Source organism: Micromonospora sp. DT233, assembly GCF_049841815.1.
GTDB lineage: Bacteria > Actinomycetota > Actinomycetes > Mycobacteriales > Micromonosporaceae > Micromonospora.
Genome location: NZ_JBNCLB010000001.1, coordinates 666,066 through 685,372, shown reverse-complemented (window position 1 = coordinate 685,372; position 19,307 = coordinate 666,066). Strand labels below are relative to the sequence as shown.

The window sequence follows — 19,307 nt, the reverse complement described above, 5'->3', positions numbered from 1 at the left end:
CGCCGGCCCGCCGCCGTCGTGGTCGGCGGCTCAGGGGCGGCGGGCCCAGGTCCAGGCGTAGCCGTCGTCCTCGCACTCCGCCGTCGCGTCGCAGAGGTCCAGGGGGTGGAACGTGTCGACCATGACGGCCAGCTCGTCGAAGAAGTCCGCGCCGATCGAGCGCTCGGCCGCGCCCGGCTGGGGGCCGTGGGTGAAGCCGGACGGGTGCAGCGAGATCGAGCCCTGCTCGATGCCGGAGCCGCGCCGGGCCTCGTAGTTGCCGCCGGTGTAGAAGAGCATCTCGTCGGAGTCGACGTTGTGGTGGTTGTACGGCACCGGGATGGCGTCGGGGTGGTAGTCCACCTTGCGTGGCACGAAGGAGCAGATCACGAAGTTCGGGCCCTGGAACGTCTGGTGCACGGGCGGCGGCTGGTGGATGCGCCCGGTGATGGGCTCGAAGTCGTGGATGGAGAACGCCCACGGGTAGAGGTGCCCGTCCCAGCCGACCACGTCGAACGGGTGGTCGGCGTAGACGTACCGCGTCCAGCCGCGACGGTGCCGGACCAGGACCTCGACGTCCTCGCCGTCGACCAGCAGCGGCGCGTCCGGCCCCCGGACGTCGCGCTCGCAGTACGGCGAGTGCTCCAGGAACTGCCCGCGCGTCGACAGGTACCGCTTGGGTGGGCCGACGTGCCCGGCGGCCTCCACGGCCAGCAGCCGCACGGGTTCGTCGCCGGTGGGGACGAGGCGGTGGATGGTGGAGGTCGGGATGATCACGTAGTCCCCGGCCGCCGCGTCCAGCACGCCGAACGGTGACTCCACCCGCAGGGTGCCCGACTCCAGGTAGAGGCAGTGGTCGCCGGTGGCGTCGCGGAACAGCGGGGAGGGGCGGTCGGCCACGACGTACGCGATCCGGACGTCGTCGTTGGCCAGCAGGTAGCGCCGGCCGAAGACCGGGTCGGCCCCGGTGCCGTCGAGCTTGTGGGTACGCAGATGGCGGGGCTTGAGCGGCAGGTTCGGCGTCCGGGTCAGCGTCGGCGGGGTGAACTGCTCGGCGGCGACGATCGCGGTCGGGGCGTGCCGGTGGTAGAGCAGGGACGAGTCGGAGGAGAAGCCCTCCTGGCCCATCAGCTCCTCGGCGTAGAGGGTGCCGTCGGGCTGGCGGAACTGGGTGTGGCGCTTGCGGGGCACCTCGCCGACGCTGCGGTAGTACGGCATCTCGCCTCCCGATTCGTCCCGTTGACCGGCCGTCTCCGTCCGATAATCGGACGCTGTTGTCCGTTCCTCGTAGCGTCCCGTAAGTTCTTGTCTCGTGTCAACGCAGGTGCCCCGTCTCCTCGCCGGTCTGGTCGACGACGCCGCATACTTCCCGCCCGGCAACGCCTCGCTGCCCGAGGCGGTCGCCGCGCACCGCCGGCACCGTGACTCCTGGTACGCCGGCCTGGTCGGCCCGCTGCTGGTGCCCGCCTCGGTGGTCGTCGCCGCTGCGCTGGACCCGCTGGTCGACCCGGCCGAAGGCTTCGTGGTCGGGCTGATCGGCGACACCGGCGTCGAGCGGCTACCCGCCGCGCTGGCGGCCCTGGGCCCGGCCGGCGTCACCGCCCGCCAGGTCGAGGTGGCGGTCGCCCGGCGCGGCGAGGACCCGGCACCCGGCCTGGCCGAGCTGCTGCGGCTGGCGCGGGGCTGGGCCGGCGTCGACGTCTACGCCGAGATCCCGTTGACCTTCGGCCTGACGGCGGCGCTGGACACGCTGACCGCCGCCCGCGCCGGCGGGGCCCGCGTCGCGGCGAAGTTCCGCACCGGCGGGCTGGCCGCCGAGCTCTTCCCGACCCCGATCGAGCTGGCCGCCGTGCTCTGCGCCTGCCGGGACCGGGGGCTGCCGTTCAAGCTCACCGCCGGGCTGCACCACGCGGTGCGCCACCGCGACCCGGAGACCGGCTTCACCCACCACGGCTTCGGCAACGTGCTCGCCGCGACGCTCGCCGCCGTCGAGGGCGCCGAGGTGGACGAGGTGGCCGCCGTGCTCGCCGCCACCGACCCGCTGCCGCTGGTCGAGCGGGTCCGGGCCGCGCGCGACGCCGACCGGCCGCTCTGGGTGGGCTTCGGCTCGTGCAGCGTCGACGAACCACTGACCGATCTGATCCGGCTTGGGCTGGTGAACGGGGGAGAGTCATGACCTGGGTGACGGGTGCCGAAGGCTCGGCGTACGGGGTGCGCAACCTGCCGTACGGGGTGTTCCGGACCGGCGGGGGCGCGCCGCGCATCGGCGTACGCATCGGGGAGTTCGTGCTGGACCTGGCCGGCGCCGAGGCGGCCGGGCTGGTGCTGGCCGCCGGCGCGCTGGGCCGACCCACCCTGAACGCCTTCATGGCGCTGGGCCGGCCGCAGTGGACGGCCGTGCGGCAGCGGCTCACCGAGCTGCTCACCGACCCCGCCCACCGGGCGGCGGTGCAGCCGCTGCTCGTTCCGCTGGCCGAGGTCGAGCTGCTGCTGCCGTTCGAGGTGGCCGACTACGTCGACTTCTACTCCTCCGAGCACCATGCGTCGAACGTCGGGCAGATCTTCCGGCCCGGCCAGCCGCCGCTGCTGCCGAACTGGAAGCACCTGCCGGTCGGGTACCACGGCCGGGCCGGCACGGTGGTCGTCTCCGGCACGCCGGTCGTCCGGCCGGTCGGGCAGCGGGCCACCCCGCAGGGCCCGGTGGTCGGCCCGTCCGTACGCCTCGACATCGAGGCCGAGGTCGGCTTCGTCGTGGGCGTGCCGACCGCGCTCGGCGACCGGGTCGACGTGGCCGACTTCGCCGACCACGTCTTCGGGGTGGTGCTGGTCAACGACTGGTCGGCCCGGGACATCCAGGCCTGGGAGTACCAGCCGCTCGGCCCCTTCCTCGGCAAGTCGTTCGCCACCTCCGTGTCGGCCTGGGTGACCCCGCTGGACGCCCTCGCCGACGCCTTCGTGGCCGCGCCGGAGCAGGACCCGGCGGTGGCGGATTATCTGCGCGACGCGCCGCACGTCGGGCTGGACCTGCGGCTGGCCGTCGAGTGGAACGGCGAGACGGTCAGCGAGCCGCCCTTCGCGGCCCTGTACTGGACCCCCGCCCAGCAACTCGCCCACCTCACGGTCAACGGGGCGTCCCTGCGCACCGGCGACCTCTACGCCTCCGGCACCGTCTCCGGCCCGCAGCGCGACCAGGTCGGCTCGTTCCTGGAGCTGACCTGGGGCGGCGCGGAGCCGGTGAAGGTCGGCGGCGAGACCCGCACCTTCCTGGTCGACGGCGACACGGTCACGCTCACCGCCACCGCACCGGGCCCCGACGGCACCACCATCGCCCTCGGCGAGGTGAGCGGCACCGTCCGCCCGGCCCGCCCCTGACCGCCCGCCCGCCTACCTGTCCCGTGCCGTCTGGCCTGGTCGCACCGCGTGTGCGACCGGGACTCGGTGGATCTCCGTTGATCCGGCCGGGTTCCGTCCGTCCCGGCGGGCCCGGCCGGTGCGGCACATCGCGGTGCCCCCGGTCGTCTTGGGACGTCCCGAAGGACAGGAGGCACGAGCATGACCGATCTCGCGGGCGCCGTCTGGCGCACCAGCAGCCGCTCGAACGACCAGGGGTTGTGCGTCGAGGTGGCGGACAACCTGGCACGCACCGTCGGCCTGGTGGCGGTACGCGACTCGAAGGACCCGCAGGGGCCCACGCTGGCCGTGAGCCCGCCGGGCTGGGCCGCGTTCGTCGGCGCGATCAGGGTGGGGCGGTTCCGGGTCTGACCGCCCGCCCGGTGCGGCGCTGACGGCGGTCATCCCGCCGCCGGCGCCCACCCCGGCCACCAACGGCGGATTTCCCGTCGTGGGGGTCCCCGCCGGACGCTCACCCCCCGTACCGTGAGGGACACGGGAGGTGTCATGTCGACGATCACGGTCACCCAGTTCATCGAGGCGCCCGCCGTCGACATCTGGCGGCTCCTGGCCGACCTGCCGGTCCGGGCAGACTGGCTCACCACGGTCGGCGGGGTGGAGCTGCTCACGGCGGGCCCGCTCGCCCTGGGCACCGCCTGGCGGGAGGTCCGCACCCGCCCGGACGGCGGCGCGCAGGCGGAGGAGTTCGTGGCGCTGGAGGTGGTGCCCTGCCGTCGGCTGGTGCTCACCTCGCCCGGTGTCGGCGTGACCTACCGGACCACCTGGACCCTGCACACCGCCGAGCGCCGCCGCCGCTCCTGCACCGCCGTCACCGTGCGGCAGGAGGCGATCCCCACCGCCCCGTACGGTCGGATGCTCGCGCTGCTCTTCGGCGGCCTGGCCGCCCGCGCGGTCGAGTTCGCCTTCCGCCGCGACCTCGCCGACCTGGCCCGCGCCGTCGCCCACCCGCCGGCGACCGCCCAGGCGGCCTGACCGGGCCGGCGGCGACCCTGCTGGGTAGGGTGCCGGTCGGAGGTGCGGCATGGGGTTGGCGAGGGGGCGGCGACGCATCGCCGCGGCGGTCGCGGCACTGGTCGGCGTCGGCGCGGTCGGGGTCGTCGTGCACCGGGTGCTCGCCCCGGCCGAGGTCGACACGCCCGCCCGCGCCGCCTACCCGGCGGTGGTCACCCCGGCGATCGGGGTGGTGGGGCGGCTGCCGGTGGCCCCGCTGATCGTGGACGGCCGGCTCCGCGTCTACGCCGCCACCCGCCAGGTGTACGCAGACCAGCCCGTCGACGCCCGTTACCGGGTCACCCCGTACTGGTCGTACCGGCGCTGGCCGGCGGAGGTCAGCGGGGTGGTGGCGGACGGGACCACGGTGGTCAGCCGCTGGTCGGACGGGAAGCTGGTGGCGCTGGACGCGCGTACCGGCCGGGTGGCCTGGCAGGTCGACGGCCCCGCGCCCGCCGAGGGCTGGACCGCCCGCCGCACCGGGGCCGGCGCGGTCTGGGACCCGCCGGGGCTCTTCCTCACCCGCGCCGCCGACGGCCGGGCCGGCCTCGTGGTCTCCGGCCCGGACGGGATGGGCGGCTTCGCCCTCGCCGACGGCCGGCGGCTCTGGTCGGCCGACGTCGACGGCGGCTGCCGCACCGACGTGGGCACCACGGCGGCCGGGCAGTTCGTCGCCGTGGACCGGTGCGCCGGGCCGGCCGTGGTGGAGTTCCGCGACGCGGCCACCGGCGCGCCGACCAACCGCTGGGTGCCGCCCGGTGCCACCGCCGGGCTGACCGTCACGCCGGTCGGCTGCGTGACCCCGCGCTCCCGCTGCCGGGGCCTGCGCACCTCCGGCCCGGCCGGCGGGGCGGGGCGCGGCTGGCTGGTCGGCGACGGGGCCCCGGTCGCGGCCCCGGCCCTGGACCGGGCCGGCGTGGAGCTGGACGGGGAGCGGGCCGTCGAGGCCGCCGGCGGGGTGGTGACCGGTCGTTCCGCCCGCAGCGGCGCGGAGCTGTGGCGGCGGGCCGACCTCGGCCCGACCCGGATCGTGGCCGTGCAGCCCGGCCGGGTGCACCTGCTCACCGAGGCCAACGACCTGGTCACCCTGGACCCGAGCAGCGGCGCGCAGCGCTCCCGCTTCCCGATGACCGCAGGCCGGGACGGCCTCGGCTGGTCGCCCGGCCTGGCGTACGCCCAGGGCGGTTACGTGGCGGTCGAGCGGCTGCGCGAGCCGGTCGCCCCGGACGCCGACGACCAGCGCTACTTCCTGGTCGCCGAGCCGGTGGTGCTCGCGGCGACCTGACGACGGCCCGGTCCCCGCCGATGGCGGGTGACCGGGCCGGTCCCGCTCAGGCCAGCGCGGCCTCCGCCGCCGCCAGGAAGGCGTCGTTCTCGGCCGGGGTGCCGATGGTGACCCGCACGCCCTCGCCGGCGAAGGGCCGGACGATCACGCCGCGCGCCTCGCAGCCCCGGGCGAACTCCATCGCCCGCTGACCCAGCGGCAGCCAGACGAAGTTGGCGTGGCTCGACGGCACGTCCGCGACGACCTTGCGCAGCGCCTCGGTGACCCGCTCCCGCTCGGCCACCACCAGCGCGCACCGGCGCTGCACCTCGTCGGCCTGGGCCAGCGCGGCGAGCGCCCCGGCCTGGGCGGCCATGCTGGTGGAGAAGGGCGTGATCACCTTGCGCACGGCCGCGGCCACCTCCGGCGAGGCGACCAGGAAGCCGATCCGCAGGCCGGCCAGCCCCCACGCCTTGGAGAGGGTGCGCAGCACCACCACGTTCGGCCGGTCCAGGTAGGTCAGGCCGTCCGGCACCTCGGGGTCGGTGACGAACTCCCGGTACGCCTCGTCGATCACGACCAGCACGTCCTCGCCGACGGAGTCGAGGAACCGCTCCAGCTCCGGCCCGCGCAGCGCGGTGCCGGTCGGGTTGTTGGGGTTGCAGACCAGCACCATCCGGGTCCGGTCGGTCACCGCCGCCGCCATCGCCGCCAGGTCGTGCCCGTGCCCGGCGTCGTTGGGCACCCGCACGCTGGTCGCGCCGCTGGTCGCCGCGATGATCGGGTACGCCTCGAAGGAGCGCCACGAGTACAGCAGCTCGTCGCCGGGCAGGCAGGTGGCCCGGACCAGGTGCTCGGCCAGCGCCACCGACCCGCAGCCGGTGGCGATCCGGTCGGCGTCCACCCCGTACCGCTCGGCGAGGGCCGCGCGCAGCGCCACCACGCCCATGTCCGGGTACCGGTGCGAGCCGGCGACCGCCTCGGCGACGGCCTCCACCACGCCGGGCAGCGGCCCGTACGGCACCTCGTTGCTGGCCAGCTTGATCGCCTCGGCCAGGCCCAACTCGCGGGCCAGGTCGGCGGGGCTGCGCCCGGGCACGTAGTTGGGCAGCGCGTCCAGGTCCGTGCGGGTCAGCCGCAGCGGTGGGCGGTGACGTCCGGTGTCGGTCATGGCGTGTCTCCCGAGGGGTCGGCGGGTTTCTGCGGGTCGGTGCCGCCGCTGTCGGCGCCCTGGGCCGACGGCGAGCGCACCACCACGGTCTGGGCGCGCTTGTCGTGCAGCGCCTGCCGCAGGGGGTGGTCGAACAGGGGCGACAGCGCGTCGACGAGTTGCAGCAGCAGGCCGAGGCCGCAGCAGTACCAGAGCAGGGTGGGCAGGCCCAGGGTGCTCCACCGCCGCAGCGCCCGCCCGAAGCCGAGCGGCTGGTCGGCCTCGACCGGCACGGCCCGCACGCCCAGCAGCCGCTTGCCGAGGGTCTGCCCCTTGCCGGCCATCGCCGGCACCTCGTAGGCGAACCAGAGCCCGGTGGCGATCAGCAGGATCGCGACCTGGAGCCCGCCGGCCTGCTCGCCGATCTGGGGCAGCCCCTCCGTGGAGGTGTCGCCGGCCCAGGCCCGCCGGAACGCCTCCCGGAAGTACGGGCTGACCTCCTCGACGTACCGCCAGACGAACCAGCCGTTGACCACCGCGTTGAGCAGCAGGAGCACGCCGAAGTCGATCAGCCGGGCGAGCAGTCGGGCGCCGAAGGACGCCAGCGGCAGCCCGTGCGGGCGTGGCTCGGGCGGACGCCCCGGCCAGGCCGCCTGCGCCGGCCACCCGGGCGGCGGGCCGTAGCCGGGCGGTGGCCCGTACCCCGGGGGTGGCCCGTAGCCGGGGGGTGGCCCGTAGCCGGGCGGCGGGCCGGGGTGGGGGTGCGGCCCGTGCGCGCCGTGCGGGCCGGGCTGCCCGTGCGGGCCGGGCTGCCCGTGCGGGCCGGGCTGCCCGTGCGGGCCGGGCTGTCCGGGCGGGCCGGGCTGTCCGGGCGCGCCGGGCTGTCCGGGCAGGCCCGGGAACGGGCCGGGGCCGGCCGAGACCGGGGCGGCCGGCGGCGCGGACTGCGGGGCGGCGGGGCTCACCGGAGGCGGGGGCTCGGCCGGGGGCGGCCCGTCCGGCGGGGTGGCGTCGACCGGGATCGGTGCGCCGATCCAGCCCTCACCGTCCCAGTACCGCCTGGTGTCCGGATCGGCGGGGTCGACGTACCAGCCAGGTTTCACACTCACGCAGCAACCTTAACGACGATCGTCCCGGCGAACTTGTCGTGTAGGCACTGCTGCCAGGGCTTGTCCCAGAGCTGCCAGAGCCCGTCGAGGTAGCTGAAGCCGGGCACGAGCGTCCCGCCGATGTGCTGCACGAGGTACCGCCGGCCGGCCATGCCCCGGTTCAGCGTGCCGGCCGGATCGAGCGGAACCACTCTGATCTTCATGACCTTCTTGCCCAGGGTCTGCCCGTTGCGGCGCTGGTACTCGACGTAGTAGAGCCAGTAGAGCCCCAGCATCACGACGAAGAGCCCGACCTCGAGCAGCAGCAGCGGCACCATGACGTCGGTCAGGAAGGCGTTCGGGTCGGACTCGGCGAGGGTGCCGTCCGGGTTGAGCTGCGTGAGGTCGTCGAACATGCTCATGAAGAAGAAGATGAAGACCGGCAGGAACAGCACCATGGCGACCGCGCTGGCGACGGCGGTGTCGATCAGGAAGGCCAGCAGGCGGTCGCCGAAGCTGGCCAGCGGCTGCCCGCCGGGGCCGACCGGCACCGCCGGGAACGTCGGGTGCGGCCCGCCGGCCCAGCCCGGCGGCGGGGCCCACCCGGGCGGGCCCGCCCAGCCGGGCGGCGGGCCGCCGGGGGCACCGGGCGGGGCGTGGTAGCCGGGCGGGGCGTGCTGGCCGGCCGGGGCGTGCTGGCCGGCCGGGGCGTGATAGCCGGCCGGGCCGGGTTGGGCCGGGACGGCGTACCCCTGGGGGGCCGGGCCGGCGGAGGGCATGCCGCCGCCGGCGGCGGGCGACTGCCCACCGGCCGGCGACGTCGGGTACGTCGGAGGCTGCGTCACGCTGCACAGTGTCGCAAACGAACTACAGGTTGCCGCGCTTCTCCTGCTCCCGCTCGATGGCCTCGAAGAGGGCCTTGAAGTTGCCCTTGCCGAAGCCGAGCGAGCCGTGCCGCTCGATCAGCTCGAAGAAGACCGTCGGGCGGTCCTGCACCGGCTTGGTGAAGATCTGCAGCAGGTAGCCGTCCTCGTCCCGGTCGACCAGGATCTTGCGGGCCTTCAGCTCCTCGATCGGGGCCCGCACGTTGCCGATCCGGGCCCGCAGCTCCGGGTCCTCGTAGTACGAGTCCGGGGTGTCCAGGAACTCCACGCCGGCCGCCCGCATCGCGTCGACGCTGGCCAGGATGTCGTTGGTGGCCACGGCGATGTGCTGGGCGCCCGGCCCCTGGTAGAACTCCAGGTACTCGTCGATCTGCGACTTCTTGCGGGCCACGGCCGGCTCGTTGAGCGGGAACTTCACCTTCCGGGTGCCGTTGGCCACGACCTTGCTCATCAGCGCCGAGTAGTCGGTGGCGATGTCGTCGCCGATGAACTCCGCCATGTTGGAGAAGCCCATCACCCGCTTGTAGAACTCGACCCACTCGTCCATCCGGCCCAGCTCCACGTTGCCGACCACGTGGTCGACGGCCTGGAAGAAGCGCTTCGGCTGGAGGCCGGCGTCGATCATCGGCTGCCGGTCCACGATCGGGCCCCGGGCGACGAAGCCGGGCAGGAACGGGCCGGTGTAGCGGGACCGGTCGACCAGGGTGTGCCGGGTGTCGCCGTAGGCGGCGATGGCGGCCATCCGGACGGTGCCGTGGGCGTCGGAGACGTCGTGCGGCTCCATCAGGCCGGTCGCGCCCTGCGCGGTGGCGTGCGCGTACGCGGCGTCGACGTCGGGCACGTCCAGCGCGATGTCGGAGACGCCGTCGCTGTGCTTGGCCACGTGCTCCGCGCCGGCCGCGTCCGGGCGCACCGCGCCGGTCAGCAGGAACCGGGCCGAGCCGCTGGTCAGCACGTACTCGGCGTGGTCCCGGTAGCCCTGCTCCGGCCCCCGGTACGCCACGCAGGTCATGCCGAACGCGGTGGAGTAGTAGTGCGCGGCCTGCTTGGCGTTGCCGACCAGGAAGCGCACGTGGTCGAGGCCCTTGACCGGGAACGGGTCGTGCCGGATGTCGTGGTCGACGGCGCCGACCAACCGGTCGACGTCGAGCTCCTCGATGGACTGGGGTCGGTCGATCGCCTGGGTCATGGGGGTGACCTCCTTTGCGTACCGGCCGGCCGCGCGGGCCGCCGTCGGTGGGTTGTCAGGTGAGAATCGCCGGGCGCGGCCGGTTGGGCAACCGTTGCCGAATACCCTGGTCAGGTTGCACATTCGGTATGGTTGTCCGGCATGAACGCTGTGCAGGATGTCCAGCTCGACGAGCTGGACGCGAGACTGATCGAGCTCTTCGCCGAGCAACCCCGGATCGGGGTGCTGGAGTGCTCCCGGCGACTCGGCGTGGCCCGGGGCACCGTCCAGGCCCGGCTGGACAAGCTCCTCGACCGGGGTGTGGTGCGCGGCTTCGGGCCGGAGCTCTCGCCGACCGCGATCGGCTTCGTGGTCACCAGCTTCGTGACCCTGGAGATCAGTCAGCGGCTCGGGCACGACACGGTCACCGCGCACCTCGCGGCGATCCCCGAGGTGCTGGAGGCGCACACCATCACCGGCTCCAGCGACCTGCTCTGCCGCATCGTCGCCCGCTCCAACGCCGACCTGCAACGGGTGATCGACCAGATCGTCTCGTACGAGGGGATCCGGCGGGCCTCGACGATCATTGCGCTGGCCGAGCAGATCCCGTACCGGGTGCTGCCGCTGGTCCGCTCCGCCGCCCGGGGCTGACCTCCCCTTTCCGGCGGTGTCCCCGGCCCCTTAACACGTCCGCCCGGCGAGAAAGCTCCGCGACACGGGCGCGCGGGGGTTCGGCGCGGCGGTGATCGTCGTTACGGTGTCCGGTGTGGCGAAGGTGGGCGGCCTCAGGTTGCGTGGCTGGTTCCTGCTCAGCCTCGTCACGGTGGTCGCCCTCGCCGCGACGGGGGTGTGGAACCCGTTCCCCGCCGTCTGGGACTGGGTCGACCGCAGCGAGCCGATCTCCGAGCCCGACGTGCTCTGGCAGCAGCGCGTCGGCGGCACCCCGAAGAGCGTGACCATCGCCGGCGACGCCGTCGTCGTGGAGCAGCGCACCCGGGTCGAGGCGCGCAGCCTCGCCACCGGCGCGCAGCTCTGGGAGCGCAAGGCCGACTGGTCCGCGGTGGCCGGTGGCGACCGCGACCCGGTCGTCGCCGTGGGGAAGCTCCTGGTCAAGGGGTACGAGCTGCTCGACCCGGTGACCGGGGCGACCCGCCGCCGCGACGGCGACGCGGTGGCCGTCTGGACGTACCGGAACCTGCTGCTGGACGCCCGCTGCGTCGAGGCGACCGACTGCACGCTCAGCGCCTGGGAGCCGCGCGGCACCCGGCCGCTCTGGACGGCCTTCCTGCCCGGGGTCAGCGCGGGCCTCTTCGCCGACAACCCCGACCTGCTCGGCACCCGCCGGTTGACCACCCCCCGGATCGAGGACGAGGTGGCCGGGCCGGAGGCGGTGCCCCCGCTGCTCGGCTTCCCCGTCGACGGCCGGGTGCACGTGGTGGACACGGCCACCGGCCGGGTGCTGCAGGACGTCGAGGCCGGCCGGGAGGAGCGCCTCGCGGTGATCGGCGGCCGGCTGCTGCGGCTCAAGGCCGTCGCCCAGGACGGGGCGTGCGCCTTCACCCTCACCGCCCACGACCCCGCCAACGGTCGGGAGGTGTGGCGGCGCACCGGGCTCAACCTGCGCACCGCCGACAGCGCCGGCTGCGCCCAGCGGGAGGACCCGCAGGGCGCGCGGAACGTGCTGATCGGCGTCGCCCCGGACGGCCGGGAGGCCGTCGTCGACGGGTACGACGGGCGGCTGCTCCAGGTCAACGGCGAGGGGCAGAAGCTGATCGCGGTCGACGACCGGTACGCGCTGGTCCGCACCGCCGACAAGCGGTCGATCGTGGCCCGGGAGCTGGGCGCGGACCGGACCCGCTGGACCCGACGCTCCGGCGGGCGCGGCGGCGGCGGGGCGCTCACCCCGTACGCGGCGGTGCTGGTCGAGGAGAAGCCGAACCGGCTGATCGCGCTGCACCCGCGTACCGGCAAGGAGCTGTTGGTGCTGCGGAGTTCGGCCGACGCGCTGGCGGTGGGCCCCGAGGGCATGGTCATCGGCGAGGGCCGGGAGATCGGGTACGTCCGCTTCGGCGCGGGCGGCGCGCAGCCGGCACCGCCGAACGGCGACGGCCGCGACGACCCCGCCCCCGGCCCCGGCGCCCCCGGCGAGGTGCCCGGCGACGGCCCCGGCGACTCGCCCGGCGATGAGGGCAGTTGCGGGCCGAAGCGGGAGCTCTGCCCCGAGCCCGACCCCAAGGACGGCTGAGCGCGCCCCCGCGCCGGGGCCTGGGGGGGACGCGGCGGGTCGGGGCGGGGGCGGGTGAGAGCGGGGTCCCAGGAGGACCCCGGCGGGTGCCACTGGTCGGCCGGTCTGCCCTAGGCTTTCGCCTCATGAGCAGTGCCGCCGCGTTCTCCTACGCCCCCTTGCTGCCGACCGGGCCCGACCAGACCGAATACCGCCTGGTCACCGACGAGGGCGTCGACGTCGTCCACGGTCCCGGCGGGCGTCGGTTCCTCACCGTGGAGCCGGCCGCGCTGACCGCGCTGACCGCCGAGGCGATGCACGACATCGCCCACTACCTGCGCCCCGCGCACCTGGCCCAGCTCCGGTCGATCATCGACGACCCGGCGGCCTCCCCGAACGACCGCTTCGTCGCGCTCGACCTGCTGCGCAACGCGAACATCGCCGCCGGCGGGGTGCTGCCGATGTGCCAGGACACCGGCACCGCGATCGTGATGGGCAAGCGCGGGCGGCACGTGCTGACCGACGGCGGCGACGCCGAGGCGATCTCCCGGGGCGTCTACCAGGCGTACACGAAGCTGAACCTGCGCTACTCGCAGCTCGCCCCGCTGACCATGTGGGACGAGCGCAACACCGGCAGCAACCTGCCGGCGCAGGTGGACCTCTACGCCGAGGACCCGGACGGCCACCCCGACGCCTACAAGTTCCTCTTCATGGCCAAGGGCGGCGGCTCGGCCAACAAGTCCTACCTCTACCAGGAGACCAAGGCGCTGCTGAACCCGACGCGGATGATGCAGTTCCTGGAGGAGAAGCTGCGGCTGATCGGCACCTCGGCCTGCCCGCCGTACCACCTGGCCGTCGTCATCGGCGGCACCAGCGCCGAGTACGCCCTGAAGACCGCGAAGTACGCCTCCGCGAAGTACCTGGACACGCTGCCCACCGCCGGCTCGATGAGCGCGCACGGCTTCCGGGACCTGGAGCTGGAGGCCGAGGTGCTGGAGCTGACCCGCAACTTCGGCATCGGCGCGCAGTTCGGCGGCCGGTACTTCTGCCACGACGTGCGGGTGGTCCGGCTGCCCCGGCACGGCGCGTCCTGCCCGGTGGCCATCGCCGTCTCCTGCTCCGCGGACCGGCAGGCGGTCGCCAAGATCACCCCGTCGGGCGTGTGGCTGGAGCGGCTCGAAACCGACCCGGCGCGCTTCCTGCCCGACGTCACCGACGAGACGCTGGACGCCGCCGAGGTGGTCCGGGTCGACCTCAACCGGCCGATGGCCGAGATCCGCGCCGAGCTGTCGAAGTACCCGGTGAAGACCCGGCTGTCGCTGACCGGCCCGCTGGTCGTGGCCCGGGACATCGCCCACGCGAAGATCGCCGAGCGGCTCGACGCGGGCGAGCCGATGCCGCAGTACCTGCGCGACCACGCCGTCTACTACGCCGGCCCGGCCAAGACCCCCGAGGGGTACGCCTCCGGCTCGTTCGGCCCGACCACCGCCGGCCGGATGGACGCGTACGTGGAGAAGTTCCAGGCGGCCGGCGGCTCCCAGGTGATGCTGGCCAAGGGCAACCGCTCCGCCCAGGTGACCCGCTCCTGCGCCCAGCACGGCGGCTTCTACCTCGGCTCGATCGGCGGCCCGGCCGCCCGGCTGGCGCAGGACTGCATCAAGCACGTCGAGGTGCTGGAATACGCGGAGCTGGGCATGGAGGCGGTCTGGAAGATCGAGGTGGAGGACTTCCCGGCCTTCATCGTCGTCGACGACAAGGGCAACGACTTCTTCGCCGAGGTAACCAAGCCGGTCCTAACGGTAGGCCGCCGCTGACACCCCGGGGCAGGCTCCCTTCTGCTCGCCGGCCTCCTTCCGATCATCTGCGGATCGGCGGCGCGCGCGGCAGGATGGAACGCGTGACGACTCCAGAGGCAGCGGGCTACCGCATCGAACGTGACTCGATGGGCGAGGTGGAGGTGCCCGCCGAGGCGCTGTGGCGGGCGCAGACCCAGCGCGCGGTGCAGAACTTCCCGATCTCCGGCCGGGGCATCGAGCCGGCCCAGATCAGGGCGCTGGCCCAGATCAAGGGCGCGGCGGCCGAGGTCAACGGCGAGCTGGGCGTGATCGACGCGGACGTGGCCGCCGCGATCGCCGCCGCCGCCGCGCACGTGGCCGACGGCGGGTACGACGACCAGTTCCCGATCGACGTCTTCCAGACCGGCTCGGGCACCTCGTCGAACATGAACACCAACGAGGTCATCGCCACCCTGGCCGGCCGGGAGCTGGGCCGGGACGTGCACCCGAACGACGATGTGAACGCCTCCCAGTCCAGCAACGACGTCTTCCCGTCCTCGATCCACCTGGCCGCCACCCAGGCCGTCGTGGGGGACCTGCTGCCGGCGCTGACCCACCTGGCGCAGGCGTTGGAGGCCAAGTCGGCCGAGTTCGAGACCGTGGTCAAGGCCGGCCGCACGCACCTGATGGACGCCACGCCGGTCACCCTGGGGCAGGAGTTCGGCGGGTACGCCGCCCAGGTCCGCTACGGCGTCGAACGGCTGGAGGGGGCGCTGCCCCGGCTGGCCGAGCTGCCGCTCGGCGGCACCGCCGTCGGCACGGGGATCAACACCCCGCTGGGCTTCGCCGCGGCGGTGATCGCCCGGCTGCGCGACGCCACCGGCCTGCCGTTGAGCGAGGCGCGCAACCACTTCGAGGCGCAGGGCGCGCGGGACGCGCTGGTGGAGACGTCCGGGCAGCTCCGCACCATCGCGGTGAGCCTCTACAAGATCGCCAACGACATCCGGTGGATGGGCTCCGGCCCCCGCGCCGGCCTGCGCGAGCTGCGCATCCCTGATCTTCAGCCCGGCTCCTCGATCATGCCGGGGAAGGTGAACCCGGTGGTCGCCGAGGCGATGCGGCAGGTCTGTGCCCAGGTGATCGGCAACGACGCGGCGGTGGCCTTCGCCGGCTCGCAGGGCGACTTCGAGCTGAACGTCATGCTCCCGGTGATGGCCCGCAACCTGCTGGAATCGATCCGGCTGCTGGCCGCGTCGAGCCGCCTGCTGGCCGACCGCTGCGTGGCCGGCCTGGCCGCGAACGCGGGCGTCTGCCTGGCGTACGCGGAGGGCTCACCCTCGATCGTCACCCCCCTCAACCGCTACCTCGGGTACGACGAGGCCGCCTCGATCGCCAAGGAGGCGCTGAGCAAGGAGACGGCGATCCGGGACGTGGTGATCGCCCGGGGCCACGTGGCGAGCGGCAAGCTCACCGCCGAGCAGCTGGACGAGGCCCTCGACCTGCTCCGGATGACCCACCCCTGACGGGGCCCAGCCCAGGAAGCGGTCGAACAGGGCGCGGGGGTCGGGCCCGCCGTGCGGGTGGATCCGGTGCAGGTCGGCGGTCGCCTCGTACAGCACGCCGCAGAGGTGGACGAGCAGGCCGACCGGGTCACCCGCGTACTCCTGGCGGAGGGTGAGCCGCGCCGTGGCGCACGGCCACGGCGCGGCGCAGGCCCGGCACAGCCAGAGCGGCCGCAGCGCCGCGTGCGGCGGGCCCGTCGGGGCTGCGGCCTGCTGATCGCGTACGGAGCGGGGCATGGGATCGGGCCTCCTTTGGAGCTGAGTCGTTTACGTCATCGCGTCCGGCGTGCCTGCGCATCGCGGCGTGGTGGGGGCCGCCCGGCCGGGGGAGCGGGACGGCCCCCGCGCACGACCGGGCCAAGGGGGGTAGGCCCATTTCGCCGCGCGCACTTCACAGTGTGGTGATGACACCGCTACGTTCGGAAGTGTCTCCGGGCTTTGCGGGAGCCGGTCTGTTCCGGGCATCCGCGCAGGTGGCGGGGCACCGGAGTGGATCAGCGTCGCGGTGGAAGGCGGTTGTAGATGACGGGTGGGCAGATGACGGCGGCGGCCTTCCTGGTCGCCGAGCTGCGCCGGGCGCGGATGCGTCGGGGCTGGAGCCAGGAGGAGTTGGCCAAGGCGGTCAACTACTCGCCGTCGCTGGTGAGCGCGGTCGAGCTGGGCCAGCAGCCGCCCGCGGCGAAATACCTGGAGCTGGTCGACCGGGCGCTGGAGACCGGTGGCCTCTTCGGCCGCATGCTCACCGAGCTGGTCAGCCTCGACAAGGCCCAGGTCTGGCTGCGCGGCTGGCGGGCGATCCTGGAGCAGGCCCGCGCGCTGCGCTGGTTCGACCCGCTGCACGTGCCGGGCCTCTTCCAGACCGAGCCGTACGCCCGCGCCGTCTTCGAGGCGGACGACCTGCTCGACGCCGACGAGGTGGAACGACGGCTGAACGATCGAATGGAGAGCCAGGGGGTTCTCTACGGGGATCGCCCGGTCCGCGTGGTGGCGGTGGTCGACGAGGCGGTGCTTCGCCGCCGCGTGGGCAGTCGCAAGACCATGTCTGACCAGGTGTCGCACCTCGCGAGGTTGGCCACGGAGCATCCCGGCGTCCGGCTGCACGTGGTTCCGGGCACGGCCGAGGAATACCCCGGCCTCAACGGCCCCTTCATCCTGGCGACGCTGCGCGACGGCGTCGACCTGGCCTTTCTCGGCGGCCAGATCGGCGGCCAGGAGCTGGATCAGCCAGAGAATCTTCGTCGCCTCCTACGGACCTGGGAAGCTACCCTCGGCGCGGCGTTGCCTCCACAGGAGTCGATCGATCGATTGAGGGAAGTGGCGGAGTCATGGAACTGAACGGTGCCCGGTGGCGCAAGAGCAGTCGCAGCGGATCGAACGACCAGTGCGTGGAGGTGGCGGCGAATCTTCCCGGGGTGGTCGGGGTGCGGGACAGCAAGGACGCCACGGGCCCGGTGCTGGCCGTCGACCCGGCCTCCTGGCGGGCCTTCGTCGCGGCCCTGCCCCGTTGACCGGGCCGGCAGCGCACGGGCCTGAGGCGCGCGGCCCCAAGAAGCCCGGGTCGGAGGTGTTGGAGAGGCTCGACCGGGAGCGGATCGTCTGGCTCTGCACCCTGCGGCCGGACGGGTCGCCGCACCTCACGCCGGTCTGGTTCCTGTACCGCGACGACGGTTGGTGGATCTGCACCCAGGAGCGGAACCGCAAGGTCCGCAACCTGCTCGCCGATCCCCGGGTGTCGCTGGCGCTGCCGGACGGCGTGTCCCCGGTCGTCGCGGAGGGCACGGCCAGCGTGGTGCGTCCGCCCTTCCCGGCGTCGGTGGTGGACGGATTCCGCCGCGAGTACGACTGGGACATCACCACCCCGGCCGGCCCCGCCGGGGAGAACGTCCTGCTCCGCGTCACCGTTTCCCGTTGGCTGATGGCGGGCACGGCACCCTGACCCGCGCGCCGATGGCGTCCGCCGGTGGGTGACCCCGCAGCACTACGTGTCAGGAGAGTCGATGCCTTCACGACCAGCGACCAGCACCGGCCTCGGCCTGGCGCTGCTGTCGGCCGTCACCTTCGCCACCTCGGGGACCTTCGCCCGGTCGCTGATCGACGCCGGCTGGTCCGCGGAGGCCGCGGTGATCACCCGGGTCGGCATCGCCGCCGTCGTGCTCGCGGTGCCGGCGGCGCTGGCCCTGCGCGGCCGGTGGGGCGTGCTGCGGCGCAACCTCGCCCCGGTCGGCGTCTTCGGGCTGCTCGGCGTCGCCCTCGCCCAGGCGTGCTTCTTCAACGCCGTCCGCTACCTGCCGGTCGGTGTGGCGCTGCTGCTGGAATACCTGGGCGTCATCCTCGTGGTCGGCTGGATGTGGCTGGTCCACGGCCACCGTCCCCGCCGGCTGACCGTGGCCGGGGCGGTGGTCGCGCTGGCCGGCCTCGTCGCCGTCCTCGACCTGACCGGCGCGGGTCGGCTGGACCCGGTGGGCGTGCTCTGGGGCCTGGGCGCGGCGGTGGGGCTGGCCGGGTACTTCGTGATCGCGGGCCGGGTCGACGACGGCCTGCCGTCGGTGGCGATGGCCAGCGCCGGCATGGCCGTCGGCGCGTCCGTGCTGCTCCTGCTGGGCCTGGTCGGGGTCCTGCCGCTGCGGGCCGTCTTCGGCGAGGTGACCTTCGCCGGGCAGCGCACCAGTTGGCTGGTGCCCATCGCCGGCCTGTCGCTGGTCGCCGCCGTGGTCGCGTACCTGGCCGGGATCGCCGGGACCCGGATCCTCGGTGCCCGGCTGTCGTCGTTCGTCGGGCTGACCGAGGTGATGTTCGCGGTCCTCATCGCCTGGCTGGTGCTGGGCGAGCTGCCCGCCGTCGTGCAGCTGCTGGGCGGTGGCCTGATCGTCGCCGGGGTCGCCCTGGTCCGCATCGACGAGCTGCGCGAGGCCCGCGACGCCGACCATCCGGCCGTGCCCGCCCTCACCCCTGGCGGCTGACGCTGGCCGCCCCCACGGGCGCGTCGTTCGGTGGCAGCCTTGGCGTCATGCTGACCCACGTCGTGTTCGACGCCGACGAGACCCTGCTCGATCTGCGCCCGGCGGTCACCGGCGGCCTGGTGGTCGTACTCGATGAGATGCGGCGGCTGAGCCCGGCGGCGGCCGAGGTGTCGCTCGCGGAGCTGGAGTCCGACTGGGCGGCGGTCTTCGGCGCGATGCGCGCCGCACCGGTCATGGAGATCCGGCGGGCCGCGCTGGCCCGGTCGCTGAGCCGCGCGGGCCTCGACGCGCACCTGGACGACGTCGCGAGGCTCTTCTTCGCCCGGCGCTTCGCGCTGACCCGGCCCTTCCCCGACGCGCTGCCCGCGCTGGCCGCCCTGCGCCGCCGGTACGCGCTGGGCTACGCCACCAACGGCAACAGCCGCGCCGAGCGCTGCGGCCTGGCCGGCGAGTTCACCTTCGAGCTGTACGCCCACGAGGACGGCCTGCCGAAGAAGCCCGACCCCCGGTTCTACGCCGCCGTCGCCGCGACGGCGGGGGTGCCCCCGGAGCAGATCGTGTACGTCGGCGACCAGCCGGACATCGACGTGGTGGCGCCCCGGCAGGCGGGGCTGCGGGCGGTCTGGCTCAATCGGCGGGGCCTGCCCCGCCCGCCGGAGATGTCGGCCGACGCCGAGGTGTCCACCCTGGCCGAGCTGCCGACCGTGGTCGACCGGCTCGCCGCCGGCCGCGAGCTGAGCGACGCGTAGCGCCGCAGCAAGGTCGGCCGATGTCGGTATTGGTGACAGCGAGACGACGAATGCCTTCTTGCCGTGTAATACGGACGCCCGTCTGGCGGATCGCGGCTGGTTG

General features: G+C 74.2%; 19 protein-coding genes and 1 pseudogene. 14 read left to right on the top strand and 6 right to left on the bottom strand.

Annotated features, from left to right (window positions below; all coding sequences use genetic code 11):
* Nucleotides 1-30: 30 nt before the first annotated feature.
* Nucleotides 31-1,197 carry a homogentisate 1,2-dioxygenase gene (locus ACLQ2V_RS03290; protein ID WP_425716808.1) on the bottom strand — a complete coding sequence of 389 codons (1,167 nt, stop codon included), beginning with the start codon at nt 1,195-1,197 and terminating at the stop codon, nt 31-33.
* 94 nt (nt 1,198-1,291) lie between these two features.
* Here ACLQ2V_RS03290 and ACLQ2V_RS03285 point away from each other — a divergent pair, with 94 nt between their 5' ends.
* The 5 genes from ACLQ2V_RS03285 (at nt 1,292) to ACLQ2V_RS03265 (ending at nt 5,665) form a co-directional block, all read left to right on the top strand.
* A complete protein-coding gene (locus ACLQ2V_RS03285) occupies nt 1,292-2,155 on the top strand; it encodes a hypothetical protein (RefSeq protein ID WP_425716807.1) in 864 nt (287 codons plus the stop codon).
* Nucleotides 2,152-3,351 carry a fumarylacetoacetase gene (gene fahA / locus ACLQ2V_RS03280; protein ID WP_425716806.1) on the top strand — a complete coding sequence of 400 codons (1,200 nt, stop codon included), beginning with the start codon at nt 2,152-2,154 and terminating at the stop codon, nt 3,349-3,351. Before ACLQ2V_RS03285 ends, fahA begins: the two co-directional genes overlap by 4 nt.
* Before the next feature lie 180 nt (nt 3,352-3,531).
* A complete protein-coding gene (locus ACLQ2V_RS03275; RefSeq protein ID WP_425716805.1) occupies nt 3,532-3,741 on the top strand; it encodes a DUF397 domain-containing protein in 210 nt (69 codons plus the stop codon).
* 135 nt (nt 3,742-3,876) lie between these two features.
* On the top strand, nt 3,877-4,362 hold the full coding sequence (locus tag ACLQ2V_RS03270; protein ID WP_425716804.1) for an SRPBCC family protein: 486 nt from the start codon (nt 3,877-3,879) through the stop codon (nt 4,360-4,362).
* Between the two features lie 49 nt (nt 4,363-4,411).
* A complete protein-coding gene (locus ACLQ2V_RS03265; RefSeq protein ID WP_425716803.1) occupies nt 4,412-5,665 on the top strand; it encodes a PQQ-binding-like beta-propeller repeat protein in 1,254 nt (417 codons plus the stop codon).
* Between the two features lie 46 nt (nt 5,666-5,711).
* Here the strand turns inward: ACLQ2V_RS03265 and hisC are convergent, their stop codons facing one another.
* The 4 genes from hisC to hppD are packed head-to-tail and all read right to left on the bottom strand — an operon-like array spanning nt 5,712 to nt 9,955.
* Nucleotides 5,712-6,815, bottom strand: a complete 1,104-nt coding sequence (gene hisC / locus ACLQ2V_RS03260; RefSeq protein WP_425716802.1) for a histidinol-phosphate transaminase — start codon at nt 6,813-6,815, stop codon at nt 5,712-5,714.
* Nucleotides 6,812-7,903 carry an RDD family protein gene (locus ACLQ2V_RS03255; protein ID WP_425716801.1) on the bottom strand — a complete coding sequence of 364 codons (1,092 nt, stop codon included), beginning with the start codon at nt 7,901-7,903 and terminating at the stop codon, nt 6,812-6,814. The genes hisC and ACLQ2V_RS03255 overlap by 4 nt, the downstream gene beginning before the upstream one ends.
* The gene (locus ACLQ2V_RS03250) at nt 7,900-8,727 is read right to left on the bottom strand and encodes an RDD family protein (protein ID WP_425716800.1); all 828 of its coding nucleotides are present in this window, start codon (nt 8,725-8,727) and stop codon (nt 7,900-7,902) included. Before ACLQ2V_RS03250 ends, ACLQ2V_RS03255 begins: the two co-directional genes overlap by 4 nt.
* Before the next feature lie 22 nt (nt 8,728-8,749).
* Nucleotides 8,750-9,955, bottom strand: a complete 1,206-nt coding sequence (gene hppD, locus ACLQ2V_RS03245; RefSeq protein ID WP_425716799.1) for a 4-hydroxyphenylpyruvate dioxygenase — start codon at nt 9,953-9,955, stop codon at nt 8,750-8,752.
* Between the two features lie 141 nt (nt 9,956-10,096).
* Here hppD and ACLQ2V_RS03240 point away from each other — a divergent pair, with 141 nt between their 5' ends.
* From ACLQ2V_RS03240 to ACLQ2V_RS03225, 4 genes are all read left to right on the top strand, one after another.
* Entirely contained in the window at nt 10,097-10,585 is a 489-nt protein-coding gene (locus tag ACLQ2V_RS03240; protein WP_425716798.1) for an Lrp/AsnC family transcriptional regulator, read from the top strand.
* A gap of 115 nt (nt 10,586-10,700) precedes the next feature.
* Nucleotides 10,701-12,179: a PQQ-binding-like beta-propeller repeat protein gene (locus ACLQ2V_RS03235; protein ID WP_425716797.1), complete on the top strand. Its 1,479-nt coding sequence runs from the start codon at nt 10,701-10,703 to the stop codon at nt 12,177-12,179.
* 125 nt (nt 12,180-12,304) lie between these two features.
* Nucleotides 12,305-13,972, top strand: coding sequence for a fumarate hydratase (locus tag ACLQ2V_RS03230; protein WP_425716796.1), 1,668 nt, complete (start codon nt 12,305-12,307; stop codon nt 13,970-13,972).
* 83 nt (nt 13,973-14,055) lie between these two features.
* Nucleotides 14,056-15,456: a class II fumarate hydratase gene (locus ACLQ2V_RS03225; RefSeq protein WP_425716795.1), complete on the top strand. Its 1,401-nt coding sequence runs from the start codon at nt 14,056-14,058 to the stop codon at nt 15,454-15,456.
* Here the strand turns inward: ACLQ2V_RS03225 and ACLQ2V_RS03220 are convergent.
* Nucleotides 15,457-15,732: pseudogene (locus ACLQ2V_RS03220) on the bottom strand (hypothetical protein); the annotation flags it as partial.
* Between the two features lie 285 nt (nt 15,733-16,017).
* Between ACLQ2V_RS03220 and ACLQ2V_RS03215 the strand changes: the two are divergent.
* The 5 genes from ACLQ2V_RS03215 to ACLQ2V_RS03195 all read left to right on the top strand — a co-directional run bounded on the left by ACLQ2V_RS03215 (nt 16,018) and on the right by ACLQ2V_RS03195 (nt 19,204).
* The gene (locus ACLQ2V_RS03215) at nt 16,018-16,830 is read left to right on the top strand and encodes a helix-turn-helix domain-containing protein (protein ID WP_425716794.1); all 813 of its coding nucleotides are present in this window, start codon (nt 16,018-16,020) and stop codon (nt 16,828-16,830) included.
* On the top strand, nt 16,821-17,003 hold the full coding sequence (locus tag ACLQ2V_RS03210; RefSeq protein ID WP_425716793.1) for a DUF397 domain-containing protein: 183 nt from the start codon (nt 16,821-16,823) through the stop codon (nt 17,001-17,003). The genes ACLQ2V_RS03215 and ACLQ2V_RS03210 overlap by 10 nt, the downstream gene beginning before the upstream one ends.
* A gap of 56 nt (nt 17,004-17,059) precedes the next feature.
* Entirely contained in the window at nt 17,060-17,431 is a 372-nt protein-coding gene (locus ACLQ2V_RS03205) for a pyridoxamine 5'-phosphate oxidase family protein (protein ID WP_425716792.1), read from the top strand.
* A 61-nt stretch (nt 17,432-17,492) separates the two neighbouring features.
* Nucleotides 17,493-18,455 (top strand): EamA family transporter, encoded by a 963-nt coding sequence (locus tag ACLQ2V_RS03200; RefSeq protein WP_425716791.1) that lies wholly within the window; start codon nt 17,493-17,495, stop codon nt 18,453-18,455.
* 47 nt (nt 18,456-18,502) lie between these two features.
* The gene (locus ACLQ2V_RS03195; protein ID WP_425716790.1) at nt 18,503-19,204 is read left to right on the top strand and encodes an HAD family hydrolase; all 702 of its coding nucleotides are present in this window, start codon (nt 18,503-18,505) and stop codon (nt 19,202-19,204) included.
* Nucleotides 19,205-19,307: the final 103 nt, after the last annotated feature.